The sequence below is a fragment of the Pseudolysinimonas sp. 10J20-29 genome (genome assembly GCF_055809595.1).
In genome coordinates this window covers 525,170-551,146 of record NZ_CM147917.1, presented here as the reverse complement: position 1 = coordinate 551,146, position 25,977 = coordinate 525,170, and the positions used below count along the sequence as shown (strand labels likewise).

Here is a 25,977-nt window from a genome sequence, read left to right as displayed (position 1 = left end):
CAGCCTAGGTCTGCGGGTCCCCGCAATCGGTGAACCAGCGCACGGCGCCCGCATACTCGGCGACGTGCAGCTCCACGCGTTCGACCTGGCCGCCGAGGTTCGCGTCCGCCACGACGGTCTGCGAGTTGAGGATCTGCGTGGTGCGGTCGTCGACGGGGTAGTTCCACGGCTCGGAGCGCTGCTCGACGACCTCGATCTCGGAGATCGAGCCGACGACGGTGTCGAGGTAGGCCTCGCACTGCTCCGCTCCGTAGCGGTGCAGCACGGCCGGATGCAGGCTCGCCGCCAGCGCGTCCACGTCGCCGGTGGCATGCCAGTCTTCGAACGCGGCGACGAACTCGCTCGCCTCCTGCTCGCCGGTGCTGCCGGCGGCGAAGGCATCCTGCATCGTCGCGACCGCGGCGGGGTCACCCTCGCAGTCGAGGGAGCGCTCCTCGGCGGTGACCGCGACGACCATGGAGTCGGCGGGCACCGTCTCGGTGCTGCCGTCGGCTCCGGTCAGCGTCACATCGCCGACCGCGTAGTCGTCGTAGCGGGAGACCGGAACGACGGCGGCGATCACGCCGTCCGGCGCGACGATGCCTGAGACGGAGTCGACGTCGGCTCCGGGGGTGTCGACGGCGAACTCGGCACCCTCGGTCGCCGCCGAAGCGAGGACCACCACGAGCAGCAGCAGATACCACGAGGGGCTGCCCGTGAAATACGGATACGGCGAGTGCCCGACCGCGGAGCAGGATGCCGGAGCGAGGGAAGCGTTCTCGACCGACGAGGTCGAGGTGGGCTCATCGGTCGGGCCGACCACCGCACCCGGAGTCACGGCGGACCGTGGCAGCAGGAACAGCACGAGCGCGATGATCAGCAGCACCACGAACAGGGCGAGCATCAGGAGGAACCACCAGCGCTTCCAGATCGGCCGCTCCGGTGCGGGTGCGGTCTCGCGCACCTCGCCGGCACCGACCTTGGTCGCGGCGCCGGCGGCTCCCCCGGTCTCGGGGCGCGGCGGGCACGGGAACGGGGCGCCAATCTTCTTCCAGGTGGTGCGCGTGCTGCCGGTCGGCGTCTCGTCGTACTTCCATTTGCCGATCACGGCCCAGCCGCTCGAGCGCACATCGGTGTCTTTGAGGATCTGGCTCATCGCGGCGGTGGTGCCGAGAAAGGCCCCCACGAACGCGGCGCCGACGGCGGCAAGGCCGCCCGCGCTCGCGACCGCGCCGGTGGCCCCGGCCCCGCCGAGGGTGCCGGTGGTGGTCGCGATGGTGCCCTCGGCGATCCCCGCAGTGACGGTGCCGTAGGCGAGGTCGCCGAACAGTCCGGCGACGCCGAGCCCCCCGCCGGTGGCGCCCGCGGCCGGGCTCAGGAAGGTGTCGTAGTAGTCCTTCAGCAGCGTGTCGGTGACCCACTGCTCGTAGTACTGCTTGAGTAGCGCGAACTTGTAGCTGTACTCCTCCTCGACCACCGCCTGCTCCTGCTGGCACATGCCGCCCCCGACCGGAACCACCCGGAACTCGGGCTTGGCCGTCACGGTCACCCGCCACTCCGTGTGGCTGACCTCGAGCGGCTCAACCTCGAAGCGATTGAAATACGCCCAGCGGAATACTTCGTTGCCGGCTTCGTCGGCCTGCATCGAATCCGAGAGCCAGATCTCCTCGTTCGGGTGCTTCGGGCTGTGCGTGAACCCGTCCGCGGTGGAGACCTGCAGGTCGGGCGGTGACGCGTAGACCGGCGCATCGGTGGGCACGGGGGTGTTCGGGTCGGCAGGCATCGGCTGCTCCGTCCGGTCAGGCGAGCGCCAGCTGCAGTCACCGGCGCGCGCATTCGGGGGTCCGGTGCCCGACACCGTACGCCCCTGAAATCCGGAGGTCAATGGCGTCGGGGGGCCGGAGTAGCGTGTGCGGCATGACCTGGGACCGCGATTTCGCGGGCGCCTCCGCCCACCGCGAGCACGCCCGGCTGCGACGCGAGCGAGAGGCGTCGGCGGATGCGGCGCCCGAGAGCATCCAGGAGCTGCTGCGGGATGCGGGCCGCCGATCGCGCGACGTCCGGGCCTGGGAGAAGGGCGCCGCCGGCGAATCGATCGTGGGTCGCACGCTCACCGAGCTCGCCGACCACGGGGTGCGCGTGCTGCACGATCGCCGCGTGCCGGGCGGCACCAGCAACCTCGATCACCTCGCCATCACCCCCACCGGCGTCTACGTGATCGACGCGAAGAACTACGCGGGGCGCCCGCGCGTCGAGACCTTCGGCGCGGGCGAGACGACGACGAAGCGCCTGTTCATCGGCCGCGACGACCGCCACCACCTGGTGCAGAGCGTGCAGTGGCAGACCCGCGTGGTGGAGGCGGTGCTGGCCGACGCCACGGTGCCGGTGCGCGGCATCCTGTGCTTCATCGGCGCCGACTGGGAGGTGCTGAACGGCTACCTCGTGGAGGGCGTCGGCGTCACCTCACCGGAGCGGCTCGCCGACCTGCTGCGCCTGCCCGGGCCGCTCGATGCGACGCGGGCCGAGGCGCTGCACCGGCACCTGCTCGCCTCGCTCGACGCGGCGTGAGGCGACAGCGACGGTGTCAGTCCGGTCGGCCCGCGAGCGCGTGGACGACCGAGGCGCTGTCTGCGTACAGGCGGCGATACAGCTCGAACAGCGCGTCGTAGCCCGCGGCCGTCGAGGCGTCGGGCTGCACGCGTCGCGCCGGCGGATTCCATTCGCCGATCGACACCTCGGCGACGGACGAGGCGGCGAGGTACGCCGCACCGAACGAGGCTCCGACGGTGACGCGCGGAACGACCTGCTCGAGCCCCGTCACGTCCGAGACGATCTGCAGCCACAGTTCGCTCTGCGTGCCGCCGCCCACCGCGACGACGCGGTCGACCTGACCGGCGGCGGCGCGGAACGCCTCGACGTGGTGGCGAACGCCCATCGCGGTCGCCTCCAGCACGGCGCGGTACAGGTCGCCTCGGGAGTGTTCGAGCGTGAGCCCCGCGATGACGCCGCGCGCGAAGGGGTCTGCGATCGGAGTCCGCTCACCGGCGAAGTACGGGAGCATGAGCAGCCCGTTCGCGCCCGCGGGCGACTGCGCCGCCTCGCCGAGCAGGGTCGGGTAGTCGACGTTGCCGACCAGCTTCCGAAGCCAGCCGGTGATCGCCCCCGAGGTGGCCATCCCGCCCGCGAGGTTGTAGCTGTCCTCGAACGCGCCGACCGTGCTCCACAGTTCGGGGGCGGAGGCGCGCGCGCTGAGCGTGTTGATCAGGAACATCGTGGTGCCGTACATCAGCATCAGATCGCCCGGGTTGTGCCCGTCGACGCTGATCGCCTCCGACCACGCGTCGATCGTGCCCGCGATGACGGGGATGCCCGCCGGCAGGCCGGTCGCCTCCGCCGCCTCGGCCGAGACGCCGCCGATGACGGTGTCGGCCCAGACCAGCTCGGGCAGCTCGATCTCGCCGACCAGGTCGTCGGCCCACGGGCGGTACCACTCGCGTGCGCGGATGTCGTAGAGCGGAACGCTCTGACTCGCCGACTGGTGGTCGAGCACGTACGCGCCGGTCAGCTTCCAGGCCAGATACGAGGACGGCATGAACAGGCGCCGCGCGGCGCCGAACACCTCCGGCTCGTGCTCGGCGAGCCAGGCCAGCTTCGGGCCGACCGCCTGCGTGCTGAGCGCCGAACCGCAGACCTCCTCGACCGCCTCGGCACCGAGCCGCTCGGTCAGCTCGGCGATCTGGACGTGCGCGCGCGTGTCGACGCCGTACAGGATCGCGGGGCGCAGCGGCGTGCCCGCCTCATCGGCCAGACCGACGCAGGGGCCCATGCCGCTGACCCCGACCGCCACGACGGTCGCGTCGGTCTGCCGCAGCTCACGGGTGATCGCGACGAACTCGTCCCACCACTCCGTCATCGACATCTCGACGTGGCCGGCGACAGGTCGGGAGACCTCGTGCTCGCGGACCGCGGTGGCGAGGATGACCCCGTCGAGTCCGACCAGGACACCCTTGCTGCTCGAGGTGCCGATATCGACACCGATCACCGCATCCATCAGCTCAGAACCGTCTCTCGCACGACATGCACCTTCCCCTGCGCGGGCTACTTCCTCGGTGAAGCGAAGAAGGCCCGACCAAGTGGTCGGGCCTTCTTCATCTGGTTGCGGGGGCAGGATTTGAACCTACGACCTCTGGGTTATGAGCCCAGCGAGCTACCGAACTGCTCCACCCCGCGGCACAAGGATTGACTCTACCATGGCCGCGGGGTGGACACGAATCGGGGCGTCAGTCCAGCGCCGCAATCGCGCGTTCGACGGCCGCCTGCATCCGCTCGTCGGCCTCCGCGGCGGCGACCAGGTCGCCGTCGGCGTAGGCCTGATTGCGGTCGGTGAGGGCCGCCTGGTAGTCGCGCAGCGCCGCCTCGAGCGCGGCGTTGTCGGTGGTGTCCGGCGTCTCCGTGCCAGGGTCGGTCGGGTCGGTCGGGTCCGTCGGCTCGGTCGGAACCTCGACGTCACCGTCTCCCGCGCTCGCTCCCGCGTCGCCGCCGAACAGCACGTCGAGCGCCTCGGTGAGCGTGTCCTCGAACGCGACCTTGTCACCGAAGGCGACCAGGATCTTGCGCAGCAGCGGGTAGCTGGTCTCACCCGTCGACTGCACGTAGACCGGCTGCACGTAGAGCAGCCCGCCGCCGACCGGCACGGTCAGCAGGTTTCCGCGGCTCACACTCGTGCCCTGCTGCTCGAGCAGGTTGAGCTCCGTCGCCACCTCGGTGTCCGAGTTGAAGGAGTTCTGCACCTGACCGGGGCCGGGCGTGGTGTCCTGCTTCGGCAGTTCGAGAAGCGTCAGCTTGCCGTAGTCCTCGCCCGCATCCGCGTTGACGGCCAGGTAGCCGGTGAGCACCGAACGACTCGCGTCGCCGGCACCCTGCTGCGGGATGTAGGTCGAGTACAGCGTGAACGCGGGCGCCTCGGTTCCGGGCACCTGCATCGTCAGGTAGTACGGCGGCTGGGCCACACCGGAGGTCTGCGTCGGGTCGGCCGGGGTCGACCAGGCGTCGTCACCCGAGTACCACGAACCGGCCTGCGTCACGTGGTAGGTCTCGAGGATCGAGCGCTGCACCTTGAACAGGTCCGCCGGGTAGCGCACGTGCGCCTGCAGGTCCTCGCTCATCTCGTCGGCCGAGACCAGCGTCGCGGGGAACACCTTCTGCCAGGTCTGCAGAATCGGGTCCTCCTCGTCCCACACGTACAGGACGACCTCACCCGTGTAGGCGTCGACCGTGGCCTTCACCGAGTTGCGGATGTAGTTGATGTCGTCCAGCGCGTAGGCGGGCGCCGGCGTGTAGGTGTCGGCGATCGCGCTCGAGAGCTGCTCGATCTTCGAGTACGGGTAGCTCGCCGTCGTCGTGTAGGCGTCGACGATCCAGACGATGCCGCCGTCGACGACCGCCGGGTACGGGTCGGAGTCGAGCGTCAGGTACGGAGCGACCTTCTGCACGCGCTCCATCGGCGAGCGGTCGTAGAGGATCTGCGAGTTCTCGTCGATGCCATCCGAGAGGATGATCTGCTCGCTCTGGAACTTGACCGCGTAGACCAGCTGCTTGAACACGCTGTCGAGCGACGGGCCGCCCTCCGCCTCATAGGTGGTGAACGCGTTGCCGGTGCTGTCTTCACCGCCGGCCGGGAAGTCGAGCTCGATCGGCGAACCGTTGTCGGTGCCGCCCACGATCGAGTACTCGGGGCTCTCCTCGCCGAAGTAGACGCGCGGCTCGAACTCGCCGAGCGCGCCGGAGTTCGGGATGCCGGACTCGAGGAAGCGCGGCTGACCGTCGACCTCGCGTTGGTTTCCGAACGCCGCCACGACGCCGAAGCCGTGCGTGTAGACGAGAGTGTTCGAGTACCAGGTGGTGCTCGTCTGGCCGCCCTGGTTGAGCTCACGCAGCGCGATCACCGTGTCGGTCGACTTGCCGTCGATCACGTAGCGGTCGACGTCGAGGTTCGGGAACTGGTAGTACTGGCGCACCTGCTCGAGCTGCGCGAACGTGTCGCCGACGAGCGCGGGGTCCAGGATGCGGATGTTCGCGGTCGTCTCGGCGTCGGCCCGGAGCGCGCCCGGCTCGGCATCCGTCACCGCGTTGTACGGCACCACGCTGACGTCGTCGAGGCCGTACGCGGTGCGCGTGGCATCGATGTTGCGCTGGATGTAGGGCGCCTCGAGCGTCTGCTCGCTCGGCTCCACCTGGAAGCGCTGCACGAGCGCCGGGTAAATCGAGCCGATCACGAGCGAGGCGACGAGCAGCGCCGCCGTGCCGAGCAGCGGCAGGCGCCAGCGGCCGATGATCGCCGTCAGCAGCGCGAGCAGCGCGACGAGTCCGGCGGCGAGCGCGAGGATCGCGCGTCCCGGGATCACCGCATTGACGTCGGTGTAGGCGGCGCCGGTGATGAGCGAGCCTTCACCGAGCACGGTCGCGTACTGGTCGAACCAGATGCTCACGGCCTGCAGCGCGAGGTAGAGCCCCGCCATGATCGCGAGGTGGATGCGCGCGGGGCGCGTGACGCGCACCTCGCGACCCGAGACGCGGATGCCGCCGTAGAGGTAGTTGGTGGCGAGCGCCGCGAGGCCGGCGACCAGGATGACGGCCGAGGCGTACGCGAGGATGCCGCGGTAGAACGGCAGCTCGTACACGAAGAACGAGACGTCGAGCCCGAACTGCGGGTCGAGGCTGCCGAACTCGGTGCGGTTCAGGAACTGCAGCACCGTGGGCCAGCGCGTCGCGGTCGAGACGCCCATGAACAGCCCGAGCACGAGCGGGATTCCGTAGATCGCCAGGCGACGCAGCGGCTCGATCACCTGCTGGTAGCGGTCCAGCTGCGCGCTGAGCTTGGCATACACGGGACGCGTGCGGAACGCGATCGTGATGCTCACCCAGACGACGAGCGCCATGGCGATGAATCCGATCGCGAACAGGGCGCCGAAGGCGAACCACTGGGTGGTCAGCACCTCCAGGTAGCCCAGCTGGTCGAACCAGAGGATGTCGGCGTAGAAGCCGGAGAAGGTGATGAAGCCGATCACGATCACACCGATGATCGCGGCGGTCACGGCAAGGGCAACTCGGGTCGAGCTGCGCGCGGGGCGCTGCTGTTCGGTCCGGTTGGTGGGCGAAGTCACGGGTGGCTCCTGTCAGGTCTTCCGTCGGCACAGACGGATCCCTGACATCCTACGTGCCGCGCGACCGGCGCCACCGGCTCGCGCCCCGGTCCCGACCCGGCCTCGACCCGGCCTCGACCCGATGTCGACTACGGCTCGCAGCGCGCCAGATCGCTCGTGTCGGCGCCCGCTCCGATCGCCTCGACGGCTTCGAGGGCGTCGTCGAGCGTCACCACTTTGAACACCTCGAGCCCGTCGGGGATGTTCCCGACCACCGCGTCGCAGTTGTCGGCGGGTGCCAGGAACCATTCGGCGCCCGCCTCGAGCGCGCCGTACATCTTCTGCTGGATGCCGCCGATCGCGCCGACCGTGCCGTCCGCGGCGATCGTCCCGGTGCCGGCGATGTGCTCGCCGCCGGTCAGCTCGCCGGGCGTGAGCTTGTCGAAGATGCCGAGCGCGAACATCATGCCGGCACTCGGTCCGCCGACGCTGGAGAGCTGGATCGAGACGTTGATCGGGAACTCGTAGGTGCCGCTCACGATCACGCCGATGACCGGGGTCGCCCCGTCCTCGGCGAGCATCGGCGTCACCGTGACCTCCTGCTCGACGCCGTCGCGGCGGATGAGGAACGACATCGGCGACTCGGCGCCGTTCTCGCCGATGCGGGCCCGCAGCGCCGACACATCCGGCGTCGCGACGCCCCCGGCCGCGAGAATCTCGTCGCCAGCCTGGAATACTCCCTCTGCAGGAGTCCCCTCCTGCACCGCGGCGACGTTGACGACGCCCGTGTACTCGATGTCGAGCTCGTTGAGCGCGGCGGCGATGGCCTCCTGCTGCGAGTTCTGCATCTCGATCGCCGACTGCTCCTGCGCATCCTCGGTGCTCTGCCCCTCGGGGTAGATCGCCTCGATCGGCACGACCGCGCTGCTCGGCTCGAACCACGCGGTGGCGATATCGATCCAGCTGGGCTGGCTCGTGCGGTTGCCCTGGATGCGCACCGTCAGCAGGTCCAGCTCGCCGCTGGTCGGGTACGTCTCCGCCCCGTCGATGTCGATGAGCGGCACCGCCTCACCGTCGATCAGCACCTCGCCGAGCGTGTCGTACACCGGGCCCGGCTTCTCGATCACGTACGGCGCGGGCGCGCTTCCGAGCAGCAGAGCCCCCACGACGGCCCCCGAGAGGAGCATCCAGCCGATGCCGCGCGCGATCATCGTCCGGCGCTGCTCGCGGTGCAGGGCGACCCGCTCCTCGGGACTCGGACGGTTCGAGGGCAGGGGCGGGAAGATGTCGCTCACGGGATCCTTCGGGATGCGGGCTCGGCACCGCGGCACTGTTCGCTCCCGGCGCAAGGCCAGTCGCCCCCGTCACGGCGAAAACCCGGGCGGTGCCACGGGCCACCGGTTAGCGTAGTTGGCATGCCTGATGATCCGCGGGATGAGCCGGAAGCGGCCGACAACGACGACTTCCGCGAAATGCTGCGCGAGTTCCTCTCCGGCGACGGAGACATGGACCCCGCGAAGCTCGCGAGCGCCGCGGGCCTCCCCTCCGATCCGGCGCTCGTCGCCCGGCTGATCGGCCAGCTGCAGGATGCGCTGAGCAACACGACCGACGGCGTCAACTGGGATCTGGCCCTTGAGCAGGCGACGACGCTCGCGGCCCGGGGCGCGGTTCCCAGCACCTCCGAGGAGCGCGCGTCGTTCGAGTCCGCACTGCACGTCGCCGCGCTCTGGCTTGACGAGGCCACCGACATCGCCGGCCTCACCCAGGAGCCGGTGCTGCTGAACCGCTCCGGCTGGGCCGAATCGACGATGCCCGTGTGGACGCAGCTCGCCGAGCCGGTCGCGACCTCGATCGCGGACGCCCTGACCGAGGTGCTCGACGAGACCCTCCCCGACGACGCGACCGGGATGCTCGGCGCCGATCCGGCGAAGCTGCTGCGCAACGTCGGCGGCACGCTGTTCGCCATGCAGCTCGGCCAGGTCGTCGGACAGCTCGCCGCCGAGGTGGTCTCCGGCGGTGACATCGGCATTCCGCTCAGCGACGGCGACCAGCGCCAGGCGGTGATCGTGCCGCAGAACGTCGACGCCTTCGGGGCCGGCCTCGACATCCCCCTCGACGAGGTGCGCATCTACCTCTCGGTGCGCGAGCTGGCGCATGCCCGGCTGTTCCGGCACGCCAAGTGGCTTCGCCTGCAGCTGATCTCGCAGATCACCGACTTCGCGCACGGCATCCACGTCGACACCGAGCAGATCGAGAACCTGGCGACGCAGTTCGACCCGAGCAACCCCGACGAGCTGCGCGATGCCGTGACCAGCGGCGCGCTCATCCCGCCGAAGAGCGAGGAGCAGCTGGTGGCGCTCGCCCGGCTCGAGACGCAGCTCGCCCTCATCGAGGGCTGGGTCGATGTGGTCACGGCGAGCGCCACCACCCGACTGCCCAAGAGCGGCGCGATCGCCGAGACGGTGCGCCGTCGCCGCGCCTCCGGCGGACCGGCCGAGTCGGCCTTCGCCACGCTGGTCGGGCTCGAGCTTCGACCGCGGCGCCTGCGTGAGGCCGCCGCGATGTGGCAGAAGATCAGCGACGCCGTAGGGGCCGACGCGCGGGATGCGCTCTGGGCGCACCCCGACGTGCTGCCCACCGCGGAGGACATCGACGACCCGACGGCGCTCATCGCCCGGCTCACCTCCACCGAGCCGACCGAGGACGACGTCGACCGCGCCATCGCCGACCTGCTGGGCGACGAGACCGGCGACCGGCCGCGCGAGGAGTAGTTCCGGCCCGCCGCCTCCTGCACAAAGTCGGAGAATCGCACACCTCGGCCACGAGCCGTGGCCGAACCCGTCGAATCTCAGAGTCTGCGCGCGCACGGCCCGCGCAGGTGTGGAGAGCGCCGACGGCGCGCGCCGCAGGCGCGGACCATAGAGTGATGGTCCTCCGGCTCGATCCTCGGTTCCCCGTCATCTGGCGCTCGCCCTCCGCCCTGCAGATCGGCACCCACACCGGCGTCGTGCTCGATCCGGTCGACCCGCCCACCGAGCGCGCCATCACCGCCCTGGTCGCGGGCATCTCGGAGTCGGGTCTCCGCATGATCGCGAGCGGGATCGACGCGGAGGCGCTGCTGGAGCGCCTCTCCCCCGTGCTGCTTCGCGCCGAACCGCGACGCCCGCGCATCGCCGTGACCGGCGACAGCGCGCTCGCGAAGGAGATCGCTCGCCACCTCGACGAGGAGCACGCGCGCGTCTCGGCCGACGCGCGTCCCGACCTGGTGATCGTCGTCGCCGACCACGTCCTGCAGCCCGACGACCACGGTCGATGGCTGCGGCGTGACGTGCCGCATCTGCCGATCATCGTGAGCGAGGAGCGCATCGAGGTCGGCCCGTTCGTCGTGCCCGGTTCGGGCGCGTGCCTGTACTGCGTCTACCTGACCCGCTGCGACGCCGACTCGGCCTGGCCCGCCCTCGCCACCCAGTTGGCGCGGCGTGCGCCGGCCGCGCTCACGCGCACGGCGATCGCCGAGGCGAGTGCGTTCGCGGTGCGCCGCAGTCGCGAAGAGCCCGACCGGTTCGGACGGGTGTGGAGCATCGACCCGCGCGGCGGGCGACTCACCGAGGGGCGCGTTGCCCCGCATCCCGAGTGCTCGTGCCGAGCTCTGCCAGAAAACGGCTCGGCTCCCGCCGCTGCCCCCGAAGCCCCGCCCGCGACCACGACAGAGACAGCCGTCGCCGTGCCCGCGTGATGCCGACGTAGAGCAGCCGTCGCTCCTCGTCGATGCCTGCGAGCCCGCGCGCGTGGCTCACCGGCACCAGTCCCTCGCTGAGCCCGACGAGGTACACCGAATCCCACTCGAGACCCTTGGCGCTGTGCAAGGTCGACAGCACGACGGAGGACAGCGTCGGCTCGTGCTGCGCCGACTGCCGGTCGCGCAGCTCCGCCACGAAGGCGGCGAGCGTCGTGCCCTCGGGCGCCTGGTCGGCGAGCTCGATGATCGCGTTGAGCGCCTCCCAGCGCTCGCGCACCGCCCCCGGGCCCTCCGGCGCCTCCGTCGACCAGCCGTTGGCGCGCAGCACGTCGCTGACCGACTGGAACAGCGGAGGCTCGGGCGTCGCCCGCTGCTCGCGCGCGACGCTGCCGAGCTCGAGGATCGCGCGCTTCACGACGTCGAGGTCGAAGAACTTGGTGCCGCCGAGCTCCCGCACGCTCACGCCCGCCTCGGCGATCGCCGTCTGCAGGTGCGGCCCTTGCGCGTTGACGCGGTACAGCACCGCGATCTGCTCGGGGCGCGTCCCGCTCGCGATCTCCTCGGCGATCGCGGCGGCGACGGCGCGAGCCTCGTCGGCGTCGGTGTCGTAGGCGACCGGCGCGGGCACCTCGGCGCGCGGCGCTGAGGCGACCGCCGGCGTCAGCTCCAGCGCGCCAGCGCGACCGCGCATCAGCCGGTTCGCCAGGTCGAGCACGGGTCGTGCGGAGCGGTAGTTGCTCTCGAGCCGGACGACGCGCGCACCCGGGTAGCGCGAGGCGAAGCCCAGCAGGTAGTCGCTCGTGGCGCCCGTGAACGAGTAGATCGTCTGGCTCGCGTCGCCGACGACGCAGAGCTCGCGGCGCGGACCGAGCCACAGATCCAGCAGCGCCTGCTGCAGCGGGGAGACGTCCTGGTACTCGTCAACGACGAAGAAGCGGTACTGCGCGCGCACCTGCTCGGCTACCCACGGCTCGTCCTCGAGCATGCCCGCGGTCGCCAGCAGCACGTCTTCGAAGTCGATCTGACGGCGCTCGTCCTTGATCCGCTCGTAGCCCTCCTGCAGCGCCACCATCGTGTCGACGGAGATGTCATTCGGCATCGGACGCGAGGCCGCCGCCCGGCCGTACTGCTCGAGGGTGAGCTGCGAGACCTTGCGCCACTCGATCTCGGCCGCGACGTCGCGCAGCACCGCGGTGTCGAGCTTCATCCGCACCGACTCGGCCGCGTGCGCGATCGCCGGCCCCTTCGCGGCGAGGATGCGCGGCGTGGAGCCGCCGATGACGCGCGGCCAGAAGAAGTTCAGCTGGGCGAGCGCCGCCGCGTGGAAGGTGCGCGCGCTCACGCCGCCGGCGCCGAGCGCGCGCAGCCGCGTGCGCAGCTCCCCCGCCGCCCGGGTCGTGAAGGTGAGCGCCATCATGCGCTCGGGGTCGAAGGCTCCGGTCGCGACCCCGTAGGCGATGCGGTGCGTCAGGGCTCGGGTCTTGCCGGTGCCGGCACCCGCGAGGATGCACACCGGCCCGAGGAGCGCCTCCGCGGCCTCGCGCTGCTGCGCATCGAGTCCCTCGAGGATCTTCTCGGCGTTCACGGCGTGCGCTGCCCGTCGTCGATCTCGGCGCCGAACCAGTCCTCGATGATCCGACGGGCGATCGAGGTCGGGCCGGGCAGCAGGATCTCGCCCAGCGCATCCTGGAGCTCTGCCCGGCTGAACCAGCGCAGCTCCAGGATCTCCTCGCCGTCGGGCCGACCGGTGGGGTCCTCCCCCTCGGCGAGCCGAGCCCGGAAGCCGACCATCAGCGAGGCGGGGAACGGCCACGGCTGCGAGCCCAGGTATACCGGGTCGACGACGCGCAGGCCGGACTCCTCGAAGATCTCGCGCTCGACGGCCGCCTCGAAGCTCTCGCCGGGTTCGACGAAGCCGGCCAGCAGGGAGAAGCGGTTGGATTCCCAGACCGCGTTCGAGCCCAGCAGCAGCCGGTCGTCGGCATCGGTCACGCCGACGATGATCGCCGCGTCGGTGCGCGGGAAGTACTCGGATCCATCAGTCGGATCCCGGCGCACCCAGCCGGAGAGCACCGACTCGGTCGGGCGTCCGCTGCGGGGCGAGAACGCGGCGCTGCGGTGCCAATTGGCGAGCGCGAGAGCCTGCGTCACGAGGCCCGCGTCGCGAGCCCCGAGTCGCGCCCCGAGCCGGCGCAGATCACCCCAGGTGGCCGCGCGCGGAATGATGCCCGCCTCCGTGAGCGCGTCGACGCCGTCGTCGTCGACGCCGAGCGCGAGCACGGGGATGCCGACCGCCAGTTCGTCGTCTCCGGGGAGCACTGTGCCGAGAAAGAGCACGAGCGTCTCGGGCGGGAGCGCCGCGAGCGGGGGCGCCTCGGGAAGCAGGACGCGCGGCTCCGCGTCGTCGTGCAGCAGCACGCGTCCCTCGTGGAGGACGACGATGCGGGCCCCCGGTTCGGACAGCAGCGCCTCGGGCTCGCGCGCGCGCCGCAGGTGGTCGCGATCGAGCGCCGCCCGGGAGAGCGGGAGTCGCGTGCCGAAATCGCTGCGCACAGGCACCTCTCGGGAACGGACGAAGGGCGTGGCGTACGAGGCCGACGCACATGGGGCGACCTACCCTTTCTCCATGGCCAGGTCGCACTTCACTCTAGCCGCGCTCGCGACGTCGGCCGTGGACGGTCTGGACATCGCGGGCGCGACCCCCATCGGCTCCCCCGGCGGCGAATTCGACGCCGCCCTGCTCACCGGGCGGGACGGTCGACACTGGATCGTTCGGGTGCCGCGCAGCGAGAGCGCCGAGGCGGCGCAGTCGGCCGACCTGGTCGCGCTTCGCGCGCTGAGCGCCGGCGTGCGCGCGCGGCTGCCGTTCGCCGTCACCACCTTCGCCGGGCAGGCCCCCGCGGGCGACACGCGCGCCGTCGTCTACGAATTCGTCTACGGAGCCAAGGCCGAGCTCGCGAGCCTCGACCACGACCTGGCGACCTCGATCGGCGAGGCGATCGCCGCGATCCATGCGCTGCCCACCAGCTTCGTCGCCGACTCGGGTCTGCCGAGCCGCACCGGCATCGAGGCGGCGCGTGACGCCGCCAAACTGCTCGAGCGCGCGATCGCGACCCGCGTCGTGCCCGCCGTGCTGCAGCAGCGCTGGGAACGCGCGATCGGCGACCCGACCCTCTGGCAGTTCGCCCCGGCCGTCGTCAACGGCGCCCTCGAGGCGGAGTCGTTCCTGGCCTCCGACGGCGTCGTCACCGGACTGCTGGGCTGGCAGTCGCTCCACGTGGGTGACCCGGCCGTCGACCTGCACTGGCTGCCTGCGGGCCCCCGGCGACGGCATCGCCGAGACGGCCTTCGGCGCGTACGCCCGGGTTCGCGGCTCCGTCGACCGACAGCTCACCGAGCGCGCCCGCCTGCTCAACGAGCTCGAGCTCGCCAAGTGGCTGCTGCACGGCACGGCGACGAAGTCGACCGAGATCGTTGACGACGCCGTGGAGCTGATGTCGGGACTCGTCGACACGATCTCGCAGAACGACACCGCCTCGATCCGTCGCCCCGAGTCGACGCTCGACGTCGATGAGGTCGAAGAGCTGCTCTCGCGCACCGCCACCGCGCGCTAGGTCGACGCCGCTCAGCTCTCGAGGATCGACTGCCCGCGCGGCACGATCCGCACGAGACGACGCGGCGTGCGCAGGCTCACGCGGATGCGCAGCTGATGGCGACGCGCCAGCACGATCGCGATCGTGATGCCCGCCACCGTCGGGACGCCGCCGGCGACCGTGAACGCGACGTGCGGCCCGAAGTGCTCGGCGATGAACCCCATGATCACGCCGCCGAGCGCCTGGCCGCCCACGACGACCATGAAGTAGAACGACATGATGCGGCCGCGGATTCCGGGGTTGGTGGACAGCTGCGTCATCGACTCCGCTCCCGTCGCGAACAGCAGGCGCGTGATCCCGATGCCGACGAGCGCCCCGAGGAACAGCGGGTACCAGGGCGCGACGCCGGCGAGCACGGTCACGAGACCGTAGCCGATCGTGGCGATCACGATCGCGCGCAGCCGCAGCGACCGCCGCTGCGCCGACAGCACGGCGCCGACCAGCGCGCCGACCGCGGCGAGCGAGCTGTAGAGGCCGTAGCCGGCGGCCCCCGTGCCGAACGTCGTCGCCGCCGCGGTGAAGAGCACCGGGAGGTTCATGCCGAAGACGGCGACGAAGCCGAGCAGCACGATCGGCCAGAGGATCGTCGGCTTGCGGCGCGCGTAGGCGAGCGCCTCGCGGATCTGTCCGCCGCCGCGCGCCTGGCGCGGGGCGCGGTGAAGCTCGTGCGTCCGCATCACCAGCAGCATCGCCAGCGCGACCGCGGCGGCGGCGGCGTTGATCGCGATCGACCAGCCGGAGCCGACCGCGACGATGAGCACGCCCGAGATCGCGGGGCCGAGCAGGCCGCCGAGGTGGAAGATCATCGCGTTCACGCTGATCGCGTTGCGCAGTCGCGCGGTGCCGACCATCTCGCTCACGAAGGCGGACCTGGAGGGCCCGTTCGATCGCCATCGCGACCCCCGTGGTGGCCGCGACGAGGAAGACGTGCCAGACCTCGACCGCTCCGAGCAGCACCAGGACGGCCAGCAGCGCGTTCGACACCAGGCCCACGGTCTGGGTGGCGATCAGCACCCGGTGCCGGTTGGCTCGGTCGGAGAGCACGCCCGCCCAGGCGCCGAGCACGATCGTCGGGGCGAACTGGAGCGCGACGACGATGCCGACGAGCGCGACGTTGCCGGTGAGCTCGAGCACCAGCCAGTCGATCGCGATGCGCGCCATCCAGCCTCCGGTGTTGGCGAACAGCTGGCCGATGACGTACATGCGGTAGTTGTACGAGCGGAGGGCGATGGCGGTGTCGCGCCAGCGGGGTCGTCCGGTGACGACGGGAATGGGGGCGGTGAGATTTTCGGCCTCGATGCCGGATACGGAGGTCATGTCCCTCCCACGTTACGTGCGCTCGGGGCATTGAATTGTGGAATGCTGGCTATAAGTCCTATTGAGTTCTCGAATGGAGCAGGGTGTTCGATCCGGTTCTGCTGCGCACCTTCGTCGCCCTCGCCGAGACGCTGAGCTTCACCCGCGCCGCCGAGCAGCTGGGTCTGAGCCAGCCGACGGTGAGCCAGCAGATCCGCAAGCTCGAGGCGGCCGCCGGTCGGATCCTGGTCGCCCGCGACACCCGGCAGGTCGCCCTGACCGACAACGGGGATGCGCTGCTCGGCTTCGCGCGCACCATCCTCTCGGCGCACGACGAGGCGGCGGCCTACTTCACCGGCTCCGCCATGCGCGGACGACTGCGCTTCGGCTCCGCCGACGACCTGGCCCTCACCCAGCTGCCGCAGATCCTGCGCGACTTCCGCCAACTCTACCCGCACATCAACCTGGAGCTCACGGTCGGGCAGAGCCCGTACCTGAACCGCCGGCTGCGCGCCGGGCAGCTGGACCTGGTGTTCGTGCGCCAACCGGCGGATGCGGGGGTCGGCCGCGTGGTGCGGCGAGAACGGCTCGTCTGGGCGGCGCATCCCGCTGTGACCCTGGAGGCCGACCAGCCGGTGCCGCTGATCGTCTACCAGGCCCCCAGCCTGTCGCGTCAGGCGGCGATCGATGCGCTGGAGGCGGCGGGACGCACCTGGCGCATCACCTGCAACACGCGCGAGATCAACGGGGTGCTCGCGGCGGTGCGCGCCGGCATCGGCATCGGCGCGTTCCCGCAGAGCATGATCCCTGGCGACCTGGTGCCGGTCACCAACACCTTCGGCCTGCCGCTGCTCGACGAGGTCGAGTTCGCCCTGCTCGACAACCCGCAGGCCGACCGCGGCCCGATCAACGCCCTCGCCTCCTCGATCGTCAGCCGCTCGCGTCTCGACGTCTGAAGCTCCCGGGCGGCGTCAGCCGAGCGCGGCGCGCCAGCGCTCCCGCAGCTCGTCCTCGCTCGAGACGTGCTCGGGACGGATGATGCGGTCCTCGGCGACGAAGTAGAACGCCGCGTCGACGAGCTCGGGATCGACGCCCGCCCAGCGCGCGTAGGCGAGCCGGTAGAGCGCGAGCTGGAGCTGCTTGCGCTCGAGATCCTCGGCATCCTTCGGCGCCTTGCCGGTCTTCCAGTCGACGATCTCGAGCCGCCCGTCGTGCTCGTAGACGGCGTCGATCTTGCACACGATGGTGCGCCCGTCGAAGGGCAGGTGGATCTCCCGCTCGACCTCGACCGGCTTCAGCTCGGCCCACGGCGAGCGCTCGAAGGTCGCCTTCAGCTCGGCGAACCGGTCGGCGTCGACCGCCACCAGCTCCGTGTCGGCGTCGATGTCGAGCTCGGAGAAGCGCGCATCCAGCTCCTCCTCGAGCCCGTCCGGGTCGGCGCGGTGCTCGACCCAGGCGTGGAAGAGGGTGCCGAGCCGCGTGGCGCGGTACGGGCGCTCGGGCATCGGCCGCCGCAGCTCCGCCGTGACCCGCTCAGGGTCGGTGACGTACTCATGGAAGCGCGAGGCGGGGATGCGCGCGGGCGGCGCGACCGCAGGCGGCCCCGCCAGCTGCTGGCGTCGCTCGGCGAGCAGCAGTTCGACATCGCGGGCCCACGGCCCGGCGGCCGCGGTCGCCGACTCGACGCTCTCCCCCTCCAGCGCGTTGCGCACCAGCTCCCCCGCCGCCTCGACGCGCGCCCGCCGATGGCCGAGCGGATCCCGGGGCCAGCTGACCGTCGCCGGTTCGCCGAGCAGCGGGTTGACGTCGAGCTCGGCCGGTTCGGTCGGCAGCGCGTCGATGACGCCCGCCTGCTCGAGCTCGCTGAGGAACCGGCTCGGCCCGCGCCACTTGGTCTGCGACGACCAGAACGAACCCGAGAGCAGCAGCTCATGGCGCGCGCGGGTGATCGCGACGTAGGCGAGGCGACGGTCCTCGTCGAGCTGACCGGCGCCGACCTGCTTCTTGAACTCGGCGAAGTTCGCCCGGAGCTCGGCGCGCGAGGTGGCGCTGCGCCAGGCGAAGACGGGGAGCGCGTGGGTGTCTCCGCGGAACTCGTACGGCAGCTGGCCGAATCCGACCCAGGCGCCGGTGTCGCGAGCCCGCGACGGCAGCTCGCCCTCGACCAGCCGCGGCACGGCGACGAGGTCCCATTCCAGGCCCTTCGCGCCGTGAATCGTGAGGATCTGCACGCATCCCGGCTCGGGCGGGTCGCTGCGCGGACTCAGCCGGTCGCGCGACTCGGCCTCCCGCAGCCAGCCGAGGAAGGCGCGCAGGCTTCCGCCGCGACCCAGCTGCTCGAACTGCGCGAGCGCGTCGAAGAACGCCTCGAGCACGCGCGCGCTGCCCGGTCGCGACTCGTTGGCGGCGGCCTCGATGTCGAGATCGAGCTCCTGCAGCGTCACCGTCACCAGGTCGGCGAGCTCGAGGCGCGTGCGGGAGCGGAGACCCGCGAACAGCGCGCCCGCCTCACGCAGCCGCCGCAGCCCCTCCTCGCTGAAGCCGCGGATCGCGCCGTGCTCGCGCTTCTGCAGCGCAAGGAAGTCGAGGGCGTTGACGATCGAGGCGGACTCCTCCTCGATGACCGAGCCGCGCAGTCGATCGCGCACGACGTCGTCGAGCTCCTGCTGGTGCAGATCGCGCTTCTCGAGCCAGCGCGCCAGGTCGCGCAGCGCCGCGATGTCGGCGGTGCCGATGCGCCAGCGCGAGCCGACGAGCAGCCGGATGAGCTCGTTGCCCGCGCTCGGGTCGTCGATCACCCGGAGCGCCGCCACCAGGTCGGCCGCGAGTGGCTGCGCGAGCAGCCCGCCGACACCGAGCACGTGGTACGGCACGCCCGCACGGGCGAAGGCCCCGGTGAAGTGCTCCAGGGTGGCCCGCGCCCGCAGCAGCAGGGCCGCGCTCGGCGGCTCCTCCCCCGCGGGCACCGCGCCGGGACGCAGGCGCTCGGCGAACCAGGCGGCCACCGCATCCGCCTCCGCGACGACGCTCTCCTCGAACCGGACGCTGATCGGGACCGCGTCCGCGCCCTCGCGCGGGGTGAGGGTCTCGACCGCAACCGGGCTCCGCGCCGCGAGCGGCTCCAGCACGGTGTTCGCCGCGTCCAGCACCTTCACGCCGTTGCGCCAGCTGGTCGACAGCGAGAACGAGCGCCGGGCGTCGAACCAGTCGGAGAACTCGCCGAGATTCGCGGCGCTCGCGCCGCGCCAGCCGTAGATCGCCTGATGCGGGTCGCCGACCGCCATCACCGAATGCCCGCGGAACAGCGCCGACAGCAGTCGGGTCTGGCCGACGCTGGTGTCCTGGTACTCGTCGAGGATGACGACCTTGGATCGCGCGCGCAGATCCTCGGCGACGCCCGGCGCGCGCTCGGCGATCCGCAGCGCGATGCGCACCTGATCGCTGTACTGCAGGTAGCCGCGCTCGTGCTTGCGAGCCTGGAACTCGCGCGCGGCATCGAGCAGCGCCGGCAGCGGGGCGAGCGGCGTGATGATCGAGGCCATGTCGCCCGCGTAGTCGTAGCGGCCCTCGGGCGGGATGTCGCCGAGCCGCGCGTAGTCCTCCGCCATCCGCTCGACCGCGTCGGCGTCGGCGAGGTGCTCCCCGAGCGAGGAGGCGAGCCGCAGCACCGCCGTCGTGACGGCGTCGACGCCCTTGCCCGCCTCCGCCAGGCGCGGATCGTCGCGCCCGACGACGACCTCGCGTGCGAGCAGCCAGGAGGCGGCCTCGCCGAGCACGACCGCGTCGCCGTCGAAGCCGACGAGCGCGGCGTGGTCGCGGAACAGCGTGCTCGCGAAGGAGTTGTAGGTCGCCACCCGGGGCGCGTCAAGCAGCTCGGCGCCGAGGTCCTCGGCGGCATCCGGGTCGGGTTCGGCCACCAGGCCCGCCGCGCGCAGCTCGGCGATCCGCGTGCGCATCCGCTCGGCGAGCTCGCCCGCGGCCTTGCGCGTGAAGGTGAGGCCCAGGATCTCGGCGGGTCGCACGTAGCCGTTGGCGACCAGCCAGAGCGCGCGCGCCGCCATCGTCTCGGTCTTGCCGCTGCCGGCCCCCGCGACGACGAGCGCCGGTTCGAGCGGCGCCTCGATCACCGCGATCTGCTCCTTGGTGGGCCTGTGCTTCTTCAGGCGCTCGGCGATCTCGACCGCCGAGAACTGCGGCGAATCAGTCACTGGACACCTCCGGGGGCAGCTGCACGGCGCGAACCTCGGAGCCGTGGGCGAACGCGTCGTCGGTGAGCACGGCATCGAACTCGGGACCGGTCATCGCCCGTGCCGCGGCGCGCACGCGCTCACGGAACGCCTCGCGGGCCTCGTCGTCGAACGCCGCCTGCGGGCGCACCGTGTACGGGAGCTTCTTCGACGTCGACGAGGTGTACACCAGTCGTGCCTCGTGCAGCGGCACGTCGCCGCCGCCCTCGAGCGCCCCCTCGGCGTGCGCGAGCTGGTAGGCACCGAGTTGGGGATGCTCGGCGGCGGCGGACGCCGAGGGAATGAACGAGCCGGTCTTCAGATCCATGATCACGAGCCCCTCCGGGTGGGACTCGACCCGGTCGATCTTGCCGCGCAGCCTCGCCGGCTCGACGTCGAGCTCGAACGCCCCCTCGGCCGCGACGAGTTCGCCGCCGCGCGCCTCGAAGTCCGCCAGGTAGCGAGCCAGCGCCGCGATCGCCGTGTGCGCGACGGTGCGCTGGCGCAGCGCGTCCCACTCCGACTCGAAGTGCAGCTCCCCCCAGCGCTCATCGAGTGCGGCCTGGAGTTCGTCGACATCGTGACCGGTCGCGTGCTCCAGGACGTCGTGGATCAGCGTGCCCATGCCGACCGCGGGGCTCGTCGAACCGCCGCCCATCTGCTCGACGAAGGCCTCCATCGGGCTGCGCTCGATCGCCTCGATGCGCGACGGCGAGACGCCCACCCGCGCCTCGGGCTCCGCGAGGTCGACGAGAGGCGCCTCGGTGGAGACGGGGAGAAGCCCGCGCCAGTCATCCGGGTGGGCGCCCGGCACCCCGTCGATCGCCAGCGCGACCAGCGCCGCGGTGGCGGCGGCGCGCACCTCGTCGCGCGTGCCGGACGTCGTGATCGTGCGCCGCAGCCGCCCGACCAGCGGACGCAGGCCCAAGGGGCTGCGGTCGGCCTCGACCGTATCCGCGCCGCCGCGATCGGGGTCGGCGACCAGCTCGAACAGCGGACTCGGCGCCTCGTCATCGCTCTGGATCGCCGCGACGACCAGGCGCGCGCGAGCACGCGAGCAGGCGAGCGCGAAGATGCGCAGCTCGTCGGCGAGCACGGCACGCCGCTCGTCCACCGCGGAGGCGCTCTCGGCGACCTGGCCGCGCAGCACGGCGACGAGGTCGCCCGCGCCGAGCAGCGATCCGCGCAGCCGCAGGTTCGGCCACTGGCCGTCCTGCAGGCCCGCGACGACGACGGTGTCGAACTCGAGCGATCCGGCACCCGCCGGGGTGGCGACGAGCACCGTGTCGGCGAGCGCCTGCGGTGCGAGCGTGTCCTCGGGCACCTCGGCATCGAGCACCTCGGCGAGGAACGCCGCCGCACTCGAGTGCGGCGCGCGCTCGGCGAAGCGCCGGGCCGAGGCGAAGAGGGCGACGACGCCGTCGAGCGCGCGATTGGCCTCCTCGGCGGCCAGACCCGCACCGCGAGCCCGCTGCTCCCACGTCGCGGCGACGCCGGCGCCCTCCCAGGCCGTCCAGAGCAGCTCCTCCGCCGAGGCGCCGGACTCGTTCTGGGCGCGGATCCGGGCGAGCACCTCGGCGACGCGCGCGGCGCGACGCCCCACCGCGTGATCGACCGTGGCGAGCCGGCCCGGGGCCGCGAGCGCCTCGGCCAGCAGCTCGCCGCCGTGTCGGGCCCCGCCGCCGGCGAGTTCCTCGGCGCGGAGGGTGAGCCGCAGCCGTCGCAGCGCGACCGCGTCGAGTCCGCCGAAGGGGCCGAGCAGCAGCTCCTCGGCCGTCGTCCCCGTCAACGGGGCGCGGCCGATCGCAACCTCGACGACGCGCAGCAGCGCCCCCGCAGCCAGATCGTCGCGCAGCGCCGTCCCGCCGGCGAGCGTGCGGGTGGGCACGTGGGCGAGCGCGAGCGCGCGCGCGAGCCCCGGAATCGCCCGGGCGGTGCGCGTCACCACCGCGAGCTGGTTCCACGGCACCCCGTCCAGCAGGTGGCGCTCACGCAGCACGCGCGCGATCGCGTCGGCGTGCGACGCGGGACTCGCCTCGCGGATCGCCAGCAGGGGCCGCTCGACCGCGTCGGCGACCGCCGACTCCGCCGCACGCTGGGTGCCCTCGCCCGCGGCGCCGATGCGGGCGGTGATCTCGGAGATCACGCGGCGGATGCTCGGGCCGTGACGGTGCACGGTCGACAGCACGAGCCGGGGCGCCGTCGGGACTCCGAGCCGGACGCCGAAGCCGCCGACCGCATCCACCTCGCCGCCGCGGAAACTGTTGCTCGCGGTGTCGGGGTCGCCGAAGCCGATGATCGTGACGCCCCGGTCGGCCAGGGCGCGCAGCATGCGCATCGTCGTCTCGGTGGCCTGCTGAAGCTCGTCGACGAGGACGAGCCGCACGCGCGAGAAGCGCTCGCCCAGGTGGCCGTCCTCGATCGCGTGCACGGCGGCGGCGCCGAGCTCGGCCGGGTCGAGCATCTCGCCGCGCGCGCTCGCAAGCACCGTCTGGTACTCGACGGCGAAGTCGGCAGCCGCCACCCACGCGGGGCGATCGGTCGTCTGCCCGAGCCGTCGGAGCTCGGCGGGCGAGACCCCGAACTCGGTCGCGCGCATGAGGAGTTCGCGCAGTTCGACGCGGAAGGTCGGCAGGCGGCGGACGACCGCATCCAGGTGCTCGGGCCAGACCGGGCCGCGGCCGTCGTCGAGGTGCCCCTGCAGCAGCTCGCGGATCATCAGGTCCTGGTCGGCGCCCGACAGCAGCCGCGGCGGCGCGGCGTCGTGCGCGCGCGCCTGCGCCGTGGCCAGCTCGAAGGCGACCGAGCTCGCCGTGCGCGCGAGCGGACCCGTCGTGACGACCGCGAGCTCGCGTGCCAGTCGATCCCGCAGGTCGGTGGCCGAGTGGCGGCTGCCGGTGATCACGAGCAGCTCCGCCGCGTCGTAGCCGCGCACGTGCACGCGGTCGGCGGCGAGCGCCACGAGCGTCTCGGTCTTTCCCGAACCGGGCGCACCGATGACGACCGCGCTCGCCCCCTCGGGAAGCTCGAGTACGGCCCGCTGCGATTCATCCAGCTCGACGCCCACGCCCTCACGGTAGCGGGAGCGGCGGACATCCGTTCTGCCGACAGAGAACCGCGCACCCCCGGGGGCCGGGCATCGAATACGCTGACTCCGTGGACATTCGCATCGGTATCGCCAACACTGCCCGCGAGCTCAGCTTCGAGACCTCGCAGAGCCCCGCCGAGATCGAGAAGCTCGTCGCCGAGGCCCTCGAGTCGGAGGCGAAGTTCATCAAGCTCACCGACGACAAGGGCAAGGTGTACATCGTGCCCAGCGCCTCGGTCACCTACCTGGAGATCGGCCCGGCGGAGAGCCGCCGCGTCGGCTTCGTCGCCTAGGTCGCGTCATGGAGTTCGTCTTCGTCGTCGTCATCGCCGCCTGCCTCGGAGCCATCGTGCGCTACACGATCCCGGGTCGTGACTCCCACGGTGCGGCGCTGCTGCCCGCGGTCTCGACCGCCGTCACCGCGACGGTCTGGGTGGGCCTGCTCTGGCTCGGCTGGACCTTCGACGGCGGCTGGATCTGGGCCGTGTCCCTGATCGCCGGCCCCGCTGCGGCCGTGGCGGCGGCGATCGCGCTGCCGCCCGCGCGCGCCCGCGCCGACGAGCGGCTGCTCCACGACCTCTCCGGCGGCCGCGCCTAGCGTCCCGCCCCGCGCTCGGAGGATGAGGCGGCGGGTCAGGCGGTGAGGCCGAGGGCGTCCATCCGGCGCGTGTGCGAGGCGACCAGCTCGGTGAAGACCGGCTCGATGCGCTCCTCGCCCGGCATGACGCCGTCGATCTCGAGCGCCTCGCGCGCCACCAGCATGGTGTCGCCGACGAGTCGGCGGCCCCACATGGCCAGCCGGGAGGCGAGCCGCGGACTCGCATCGACGCCCGAACGCAGCAGCTCGACGAGCACCGCCTCGCCGACCGTCACGCGCGCCAGGATCTCGGCGACGCGGACGCGGAGGTCACGCGGCAGGCCGCCGGCGAGTCCGGCCGAGAAGTCGGTCAGGAATCCCTGCGTCAGGTAGCAGGTCACCAGGATCTCGTGCCAGTCGGCACCCTGCGTGCGGCGCTGGAAGTCATCCAGCTCGAGACGGTACGGCTCCATCGCGGCGACCGGGTCGTGCCCGAGCGCGCGCAGCTCGTTCACCACGGCCTCGTGAGCATCGCCCATCTCGCCCGCGGCGCGCGTCAGCTCGCTCTTGCCCTCCGTGGTCGGGGTCGCCATGACGGCGCGCCCCAGGTTCTCGAAGAGCACGAGGGTCAGATAGCCCAGGCGCCCGAGGTAGACCACCGGCTCGGGAGTCAGCGCGGCGAGTTCGACGCGCGCGACCTGGACCGCCTCCGTGCGCGAGCCGAGCGGCAACACGTGGGGACGCGGCCTTGATCGTCGAAACCAGCGCAACACGACGTCCAGACTACTCGGGTCTCGCCGCCCGGTAGACTGGGGGACAATTCACCACTCAGACGGGTATTCCTTGACTTTCTCCGATCTCTCGATCGACCAGGACATGGTCGACGCACTCGCCGAGAAGGGCATCCTTGAGCCCTTCCCCATCCAGACGCAGACGATCCCGCTCGCCCTCACCGGCCAGGACATCATCGGTCAGGCCAAGACGGGCACCGGCAAGACCTTCGGCTTCGGCCTTCCGCTCATCCAGGCGCTCGGCACCAACCCCGAGCCCGGCGTCCAGGCGCTCGTCGTCGTGCCCACGCGCGAACTGTGCGTGCAGGTCGCCGAAGACCTCGAGCTCGCCACCTCGAAGCGCGACACCAAGGTCGTCGCGATCTACGGCGGCAAGGCCTACGAGGGCCAGATCGAGCAGATCAAGGCCGGCGCGCAGATCGTCGTCGGCACCCCCGGTCGCCTCCTCGACCTCGCCGGGCAGCGCCTGCTGAGCCTGGCGAACGTCAAGGTGATGGTGCTGGACGAGGCCGACAAGATGCTCGACCTGGGCTTCCTTCCGGATGTCGAGAAGCTGTTCGCGCAGACCTCGCCGACGCGCCACACGATGCTGTTCTCGGCCACCATGCCGGGCCCCGTCGTCACGCTCGCCCGCCGCTTCATGAACCGCCCGATCCACATCCGTGCCACGGACCCCGACGAGGGGCAGATCCAGGCGAACATCAAGCACGTCATCTACCGCGCGCACTCGCTCGACAAGGACGAGGTCATCGCGCGCATCCTGCAGGCCGAGGGCCGCGGCAAGACGGTCGTCTTCACGCGCACCAAGCGCGCCGCCGCGAAGCTGGTCGAAGAGCTCAACGACCGCGGCTTCAACGCGGGCGCGGTGCACGGCGACATGAGCCAGGAGGCGCGCGAGCGCTCGATGGCCGCGTTCAAGGCCGGCAAGAAGGACGTGCTGATCGCGACCGACGTCGCCGCCCGCGGAATCGACGTCGACGATGTGACCCACGTCATCAACCACACGATCCCCGATGACGACAAGACGTACCTGCACCGCGCGGGCCGCACCGGCCGTGCCGGCAAGACGGGCATCGCGGTCACCTTCGTCGACTGGGATGACCTGCACAAGTGGGCGCTCATCAACCGCGCCCTCGAGTTCGGCCAGCCGGAGCCGACCGAGACGTACTCCTCGAGCCCGCACCTATTCAGCGACCTGAACATCCCGGAAGGCTCGAAGGGGCGCCTGAAGCCCTCCCCCGCCGCGCCGCACCGCGAGAAGCCCCCGGCATCCCGCGAGGGCGGACGGTCGCGTCAGCGCACCCGCTCCGGCGGGTCGGCCGGCGCCGGAACCGGTCCGGCGAGCACGCCGCACGAGGCGCACGCCGAGGGCAGCGGAACGCACGACGGCGCCACGCCGGCGCGCCGCAAGCGCACCCGTCGTCGTCGCCCGAGCGGCGGCCAGGGCGGCGCCCCGACGCCTCCCACCGCGTAGCGCGTTCGGCGG

General features: G+C 71.9%; 18 protein-coding genes, 1 tRNA gene and 2 pseudogenes. 9 read left to right on the top strand and 12 right to left on the bottom strand.

The window, feature by feature from the left end:
• Positions 1-4: 4 nt before the first annotated feature.
• On the bottom strand, positions 5-1,762 hold the full coding sequence (locus AC0L6Y_RS02725) for a hypothetical protein (protein WP_473554919.1): 1,758 nt from the start codon (positions 1,760-1,762) through the stop codon (positions 5-7).
• Positions 1,763-1,896: 134 nt separating this feature from the next.
• On the opposite strand from AC0L6Y_RS02725, the gene AC0L6Y_RS02720 reads away from it, so the two are divergent.
• Positions 1,897-2,547 (top strand): nuclease-related domain-containing protein, encoded by a 651-nt coding sequence (locus tag AC0L6Y_RS02720; protein ID WP_473554916.1) that lies wholly within the window; start codon positions 1,897-1,899, stop codon positions 2,545-2,547.
• A gap of 16 nt (positions 2,548-2,563) precedes the next feature.
• On the opposite strand, the gene AC0L6Y_RS02715 is transcribed toward AC0L6Y_RS02720, so the two are convergent.
• The 4 genes from AC0L6Y_RS02715 to AC0L6Y_RS02700 all read right to left on the bottom strand — a co-directional run bounded on the left by AC0L6Y_RS02715 (position 2,564) and on the right by AC0L6Y_RS02700 (position 8,416).
• Positions 2,564-4,030, bottom strand: a complete 1,467-nt coding sequence (locus AC0L6Y_RS02715; RefSeq protein WP_473554911.1) for an FGGY-family carbohydrate kinase — start codon at positions 4,028-4,030, stop codon at positions 2,564-2,566.
• Positions 4,031-4,132: 102 nt separating this feature from the next.
• Positions 4,133-4,209 (bottom strand) — tRNA-Met (locus AC0L6Y_RS02710).
• Between the two features lie 50 nt (positions 4,210-4,259).
• Positions 4,260-7,142: a UPF0182 family membrane protein gene (locus tag AC0L6Y_RS02705; RefSeq protein ID WP_473554906.1), complete on the bottom strand. Its 2,883-nt coding sequence runs from the start codon at positions 7,140-7,142 to the stop codon at positions 4,260-4,262.
• A gap of 128 nt (positions 7,143-7,270) precedes the next feature.
• On the bottom strand, positions 7,271-8,416 hold the full coding sequence (locus AC0L6Y_RS02700) for a YlbL family protein (protein ID WP_473554901.1): 1,146 nt from the start codon (positions 8,414-8,416) through the stop codon (positions 7,271-7,273).
• A gap of 120 nt (positions 8,417-8,536) precedes the next feature.
• Between AC0L6Y_RS02700 and AC0L6Y_RS02695 the strand changes: the two genes are divergently transcribed.
• Both AC0L6Y_RS02695 and AC0L6Y_RS02690 read left to right on the top strand, forming a co-directional pair.
• Positions 8,537-9,892, top strand: a complete 1,356-nt coding sequence (locus tag AC0L6Y_RS02695; protein WP_473554897.1) for a zinc-dependent metalloprotease — start codon at positions 8,537-8,539, stop codon at positions 9,890-9,892.
• A gap of 155 nt (positions 9,893-10,047) precedes the next feature.
• Positions 10,048-10,770, top strand: a pseudogene (locus tag AC0L6Y_RS02690) (hypothetical protein); the annotation flags it as partial.
• On the opposite strand, the gene AC0L6Y_RS02685 reads toward AC0L6Y_RS02690, so the two are convergent.
• Positions 10,724-12,445 carry an ATP-dependent helicase gene (locus AC0L6Y_RS02685; RefSeq protein ID WP_473554893.1) on the bottom strand — a complete coding sequence of 574 codons (1,722 nt, stop codon included), beginning with the start codon at positions 12,443-12,445 and terminating at the stop codon, positions 10,724-10,726. The pseudogene AC0L6Y_RS02690 and the gene AC0L6Y_RS02685 sit on opposite strands and share 47 nt — an antisense overlap.
• Positions 12,442-13,413 carry an NAD(+) diphosphatase gene (gene nudC, locus AC0L6Y_RS02680; RefSeq protein ID WP_473554890.1) on the bottom strand — a complete coding sequence of 324 codons (972 nt, stop codon included), beginning with the start codon at positions 13,411-13,413 and terminating at the stop codon, positions 12,442-12,444. Before nudC ends, AC0L6Y_RS02685 begins: the two co-directional genes overlap by 4 nt.
• 73 nt (positions 13,414-13,486) lie before the next feature.
• On the opposite strand from nudC, the gene AC0L6Y_RS02675 reads away from it, so the two are divergent.
• The gene (locus AC0L6Y_RS02675) at positions 13,487-14,338 is read left to right on the top strand and encodes a phosphotransferase (RefSeq protein WP_473554887.1); all 852 of its coding nucleotides are present in this window, start codon (positions 13,487-13,489) and stop codon (positions 14,336-14,338) included.
• Positions 14,339-14,345: 7 nt separating this feature from the next.
• Positions 14,346-14,474: a hypothetical protein gene (locus AC0L6Y_RS02670; RefSeq protein WP_473554885.1), complete on the top strand. Its 129-nt coding sequence runs from the start codon at positions 14,346-14,348 to the stop codon at positions 14,472-14,474.
• Positions 14,475-14,485: 11 nt separating this feature from the next.
• Here the strand turns inward: AC0L6Y_RS02670 and AC0L6Y_RS02665 are convergent, their stop codons facing one another.
• Entirely contained in the window at positions 14,486-15,364 is an 879-nt protein-coding gene (locus AC0L6Y_RS02665) for an MFS transporter (protein ID WP_473558191.1), read from the bottom strand.
• A gap of 94 nt (positions 15,365-15,458) precedes the next feature.
• Positions 15,459-15,716: pseudogene (locus AC0L6Y_RS02660) on the bottom strand (MFS transporter); the annotation flags it as partial.
• A 197-nt stretch (positions 15,717-15,913) separates the two neighbouring features.
• Between AC0L6Y_RS02660 and AC0L6Y_RS02655 the strand changes: the two are divergent.
• A complete protein-coding gene (locus tag AC0L6Y_RS02655) occupies positions 15,914-16,765 on the top strand; it encodes a LysR substrate-binding domain-containing protein (protein WP_473554882.1) in 852 nt (283 codons plus the stop codon).
• A gap of 15 nt (positions 16,766-16,780) precedes the next feature.
• Here AC0L6Y_RS02655 and AC0L6Y_RS02650 read toward each other — a convergent pair whose 3' ends face one another.
• Both AC0L6Y_RS02650 and AC0L6Y_RS02645 read right to left on the bottom strand, forming a co-directional pair.
• A complete protein-coding gene (locus AC0L6Y_RS02650; protein ID WP_473554878.1) occupies positions 16,781-20,017 on the bottom strand; it encodes an ATP-dependent helicase in 3,237 nt (1,078 codons plus the stop codon).
• Positions 20,010-23,102 carry an ATP-dependent helicase gene (locus AC0L6Y_RS02645; protein WP_473554875.1) on the bottom strand — a complete coding sequence of 1,031 codons (3,093 nt, stop codon included), beginning with the start codon at positions 23,100-23,102 and terminating at the stop codon, positions 20,010-20,012. The genes AC0L6Y_RS02650 and AC0L6Y_RS02645 overlap by 8 nt, the downstream gene beginning before the upstream one ends.
• Positions 23,103-23,191: 89 nt before the next feature.
• Between AC0L6Y_RS02645 and AC0L6Y_RS02640 the strand changes: the two genes are divergently transcribed.
• Together AC0L6Y_RS02640 and AC0L6Y_RS02635 are read left to right on the top strand one after the other, a co-directional pair.
• Complete coding sequence (locus AC0L6Y_RS02640; protein ID WP_473554872.1) at positions 23,192-23,416, top strand: DUF3107 domain-containing protein; 225 nt, start codon at positions 23,192-23,194, stop codon at positions 23,414-23,416.
• Between the two features lie 8 nt (positions 23,417-23,424).
• Positions 23,425-23,721 carry a hypothetical protein gene (locus AC0L6Y_RS02635; RefSeq protein ID WP_473554869.1) on the top strand — a complete coding sequence of 99 codons (297 nt, stop codon included), beginning with the start codon at positions 23,425-23,427 and terminating at the stop codon, positions 23,719-23,721.
• Between the two features lie 35 nt (positions 23,722-23,756).
• Here AC0L6Y_RS02635 and AC0L6Y_RS02630 read toward each other — a convergent pair whose 3' ends face one another.
• Positions 23,757-24,434: a ferritin-like fold-containing protein gene (locus AC0L6Y_RS02630; protein WP_473554864.1), complete on the bottom strand. Its 678-nt coding sequence runs from the start codon at positions 24,432-24,434 to the stop codon at positions 23,757-23,759.
• A gap of 109 nt (positions 24,435-24,543) precedes the next feature.
• On the opposite strand from AC0L6Y_RS02630, the gene AC0L6Y_RS02625 reads away from it, so the two are divergent.
• The gene (locus AC0L6Y_RS02625) at positions 24,544-25,965 is read left to right on the top strand and encodes a DEAD/DEAH box helicase (RefSeq protein WP_473554859.1); all 1,422 of its coding nucleotides are present in this window, start codon (positions 24,544-24,546) and stop codon (positions 25,963-25,965) included.
• Positions 25,966-25,977 lie beyond the last annotated feature (12 nt).

Bases quoted from the DNA above. Each gene is read 5' to 3' on its own strand.
- AC0L6Y_RS02725 (WP_473554919.1), bottom strand. From the start codon at position 1,762: ATGCCTGCCGACCCGAACACCCCCGTGCCCACCGATGCGCCGGTCTAC.
- AC0L6Y_RS02720 (WP_473554916.1), top strand. From the start codon at position 1,897: ATGACCTGGGACCGCGATTTCGCGGGCGCCTCCGCCCACCGCGAGCAC.
- AC0L6Y_RS02715 (WP_473554911.1), bottom strand. From the start codon at position 4,030: ATGGATGCGGTGATCGGTGTCGATATCGGCACCTCGAGCAGCAAGGGT.
- AC0L6Y_RS02695 (WP_473554897.1), top strand. From the start codon at position 8,537: ATGCCTGATGATCCGCGGGATGAGCCGGAAGCGGCCGACAACGACGAC.
- AC0L6Y_RS02675 (WP_473554887.1), top strand. From the start codon at position 13,487: ATGGCCAGGTCGCACTTCACTCTAGCCGCGCTCGCGACGTCGGCCGTG.
- AC0L6Y_RS02665 (WP_473558191.1), bottom strand. From the start codon at position 15,364: ATGGTCGGCACCGCGCGACTGCGCAACGCGATCAGCGTGAACGCGATG.
- AC0L6Y_RS02635 (WP_473554869.1), top strand. From the start codon at position 23,425: ATGGAGTTCGTCTTCGTCGTCGTCATCGCCGCCTGCCTCGGAGCCATC.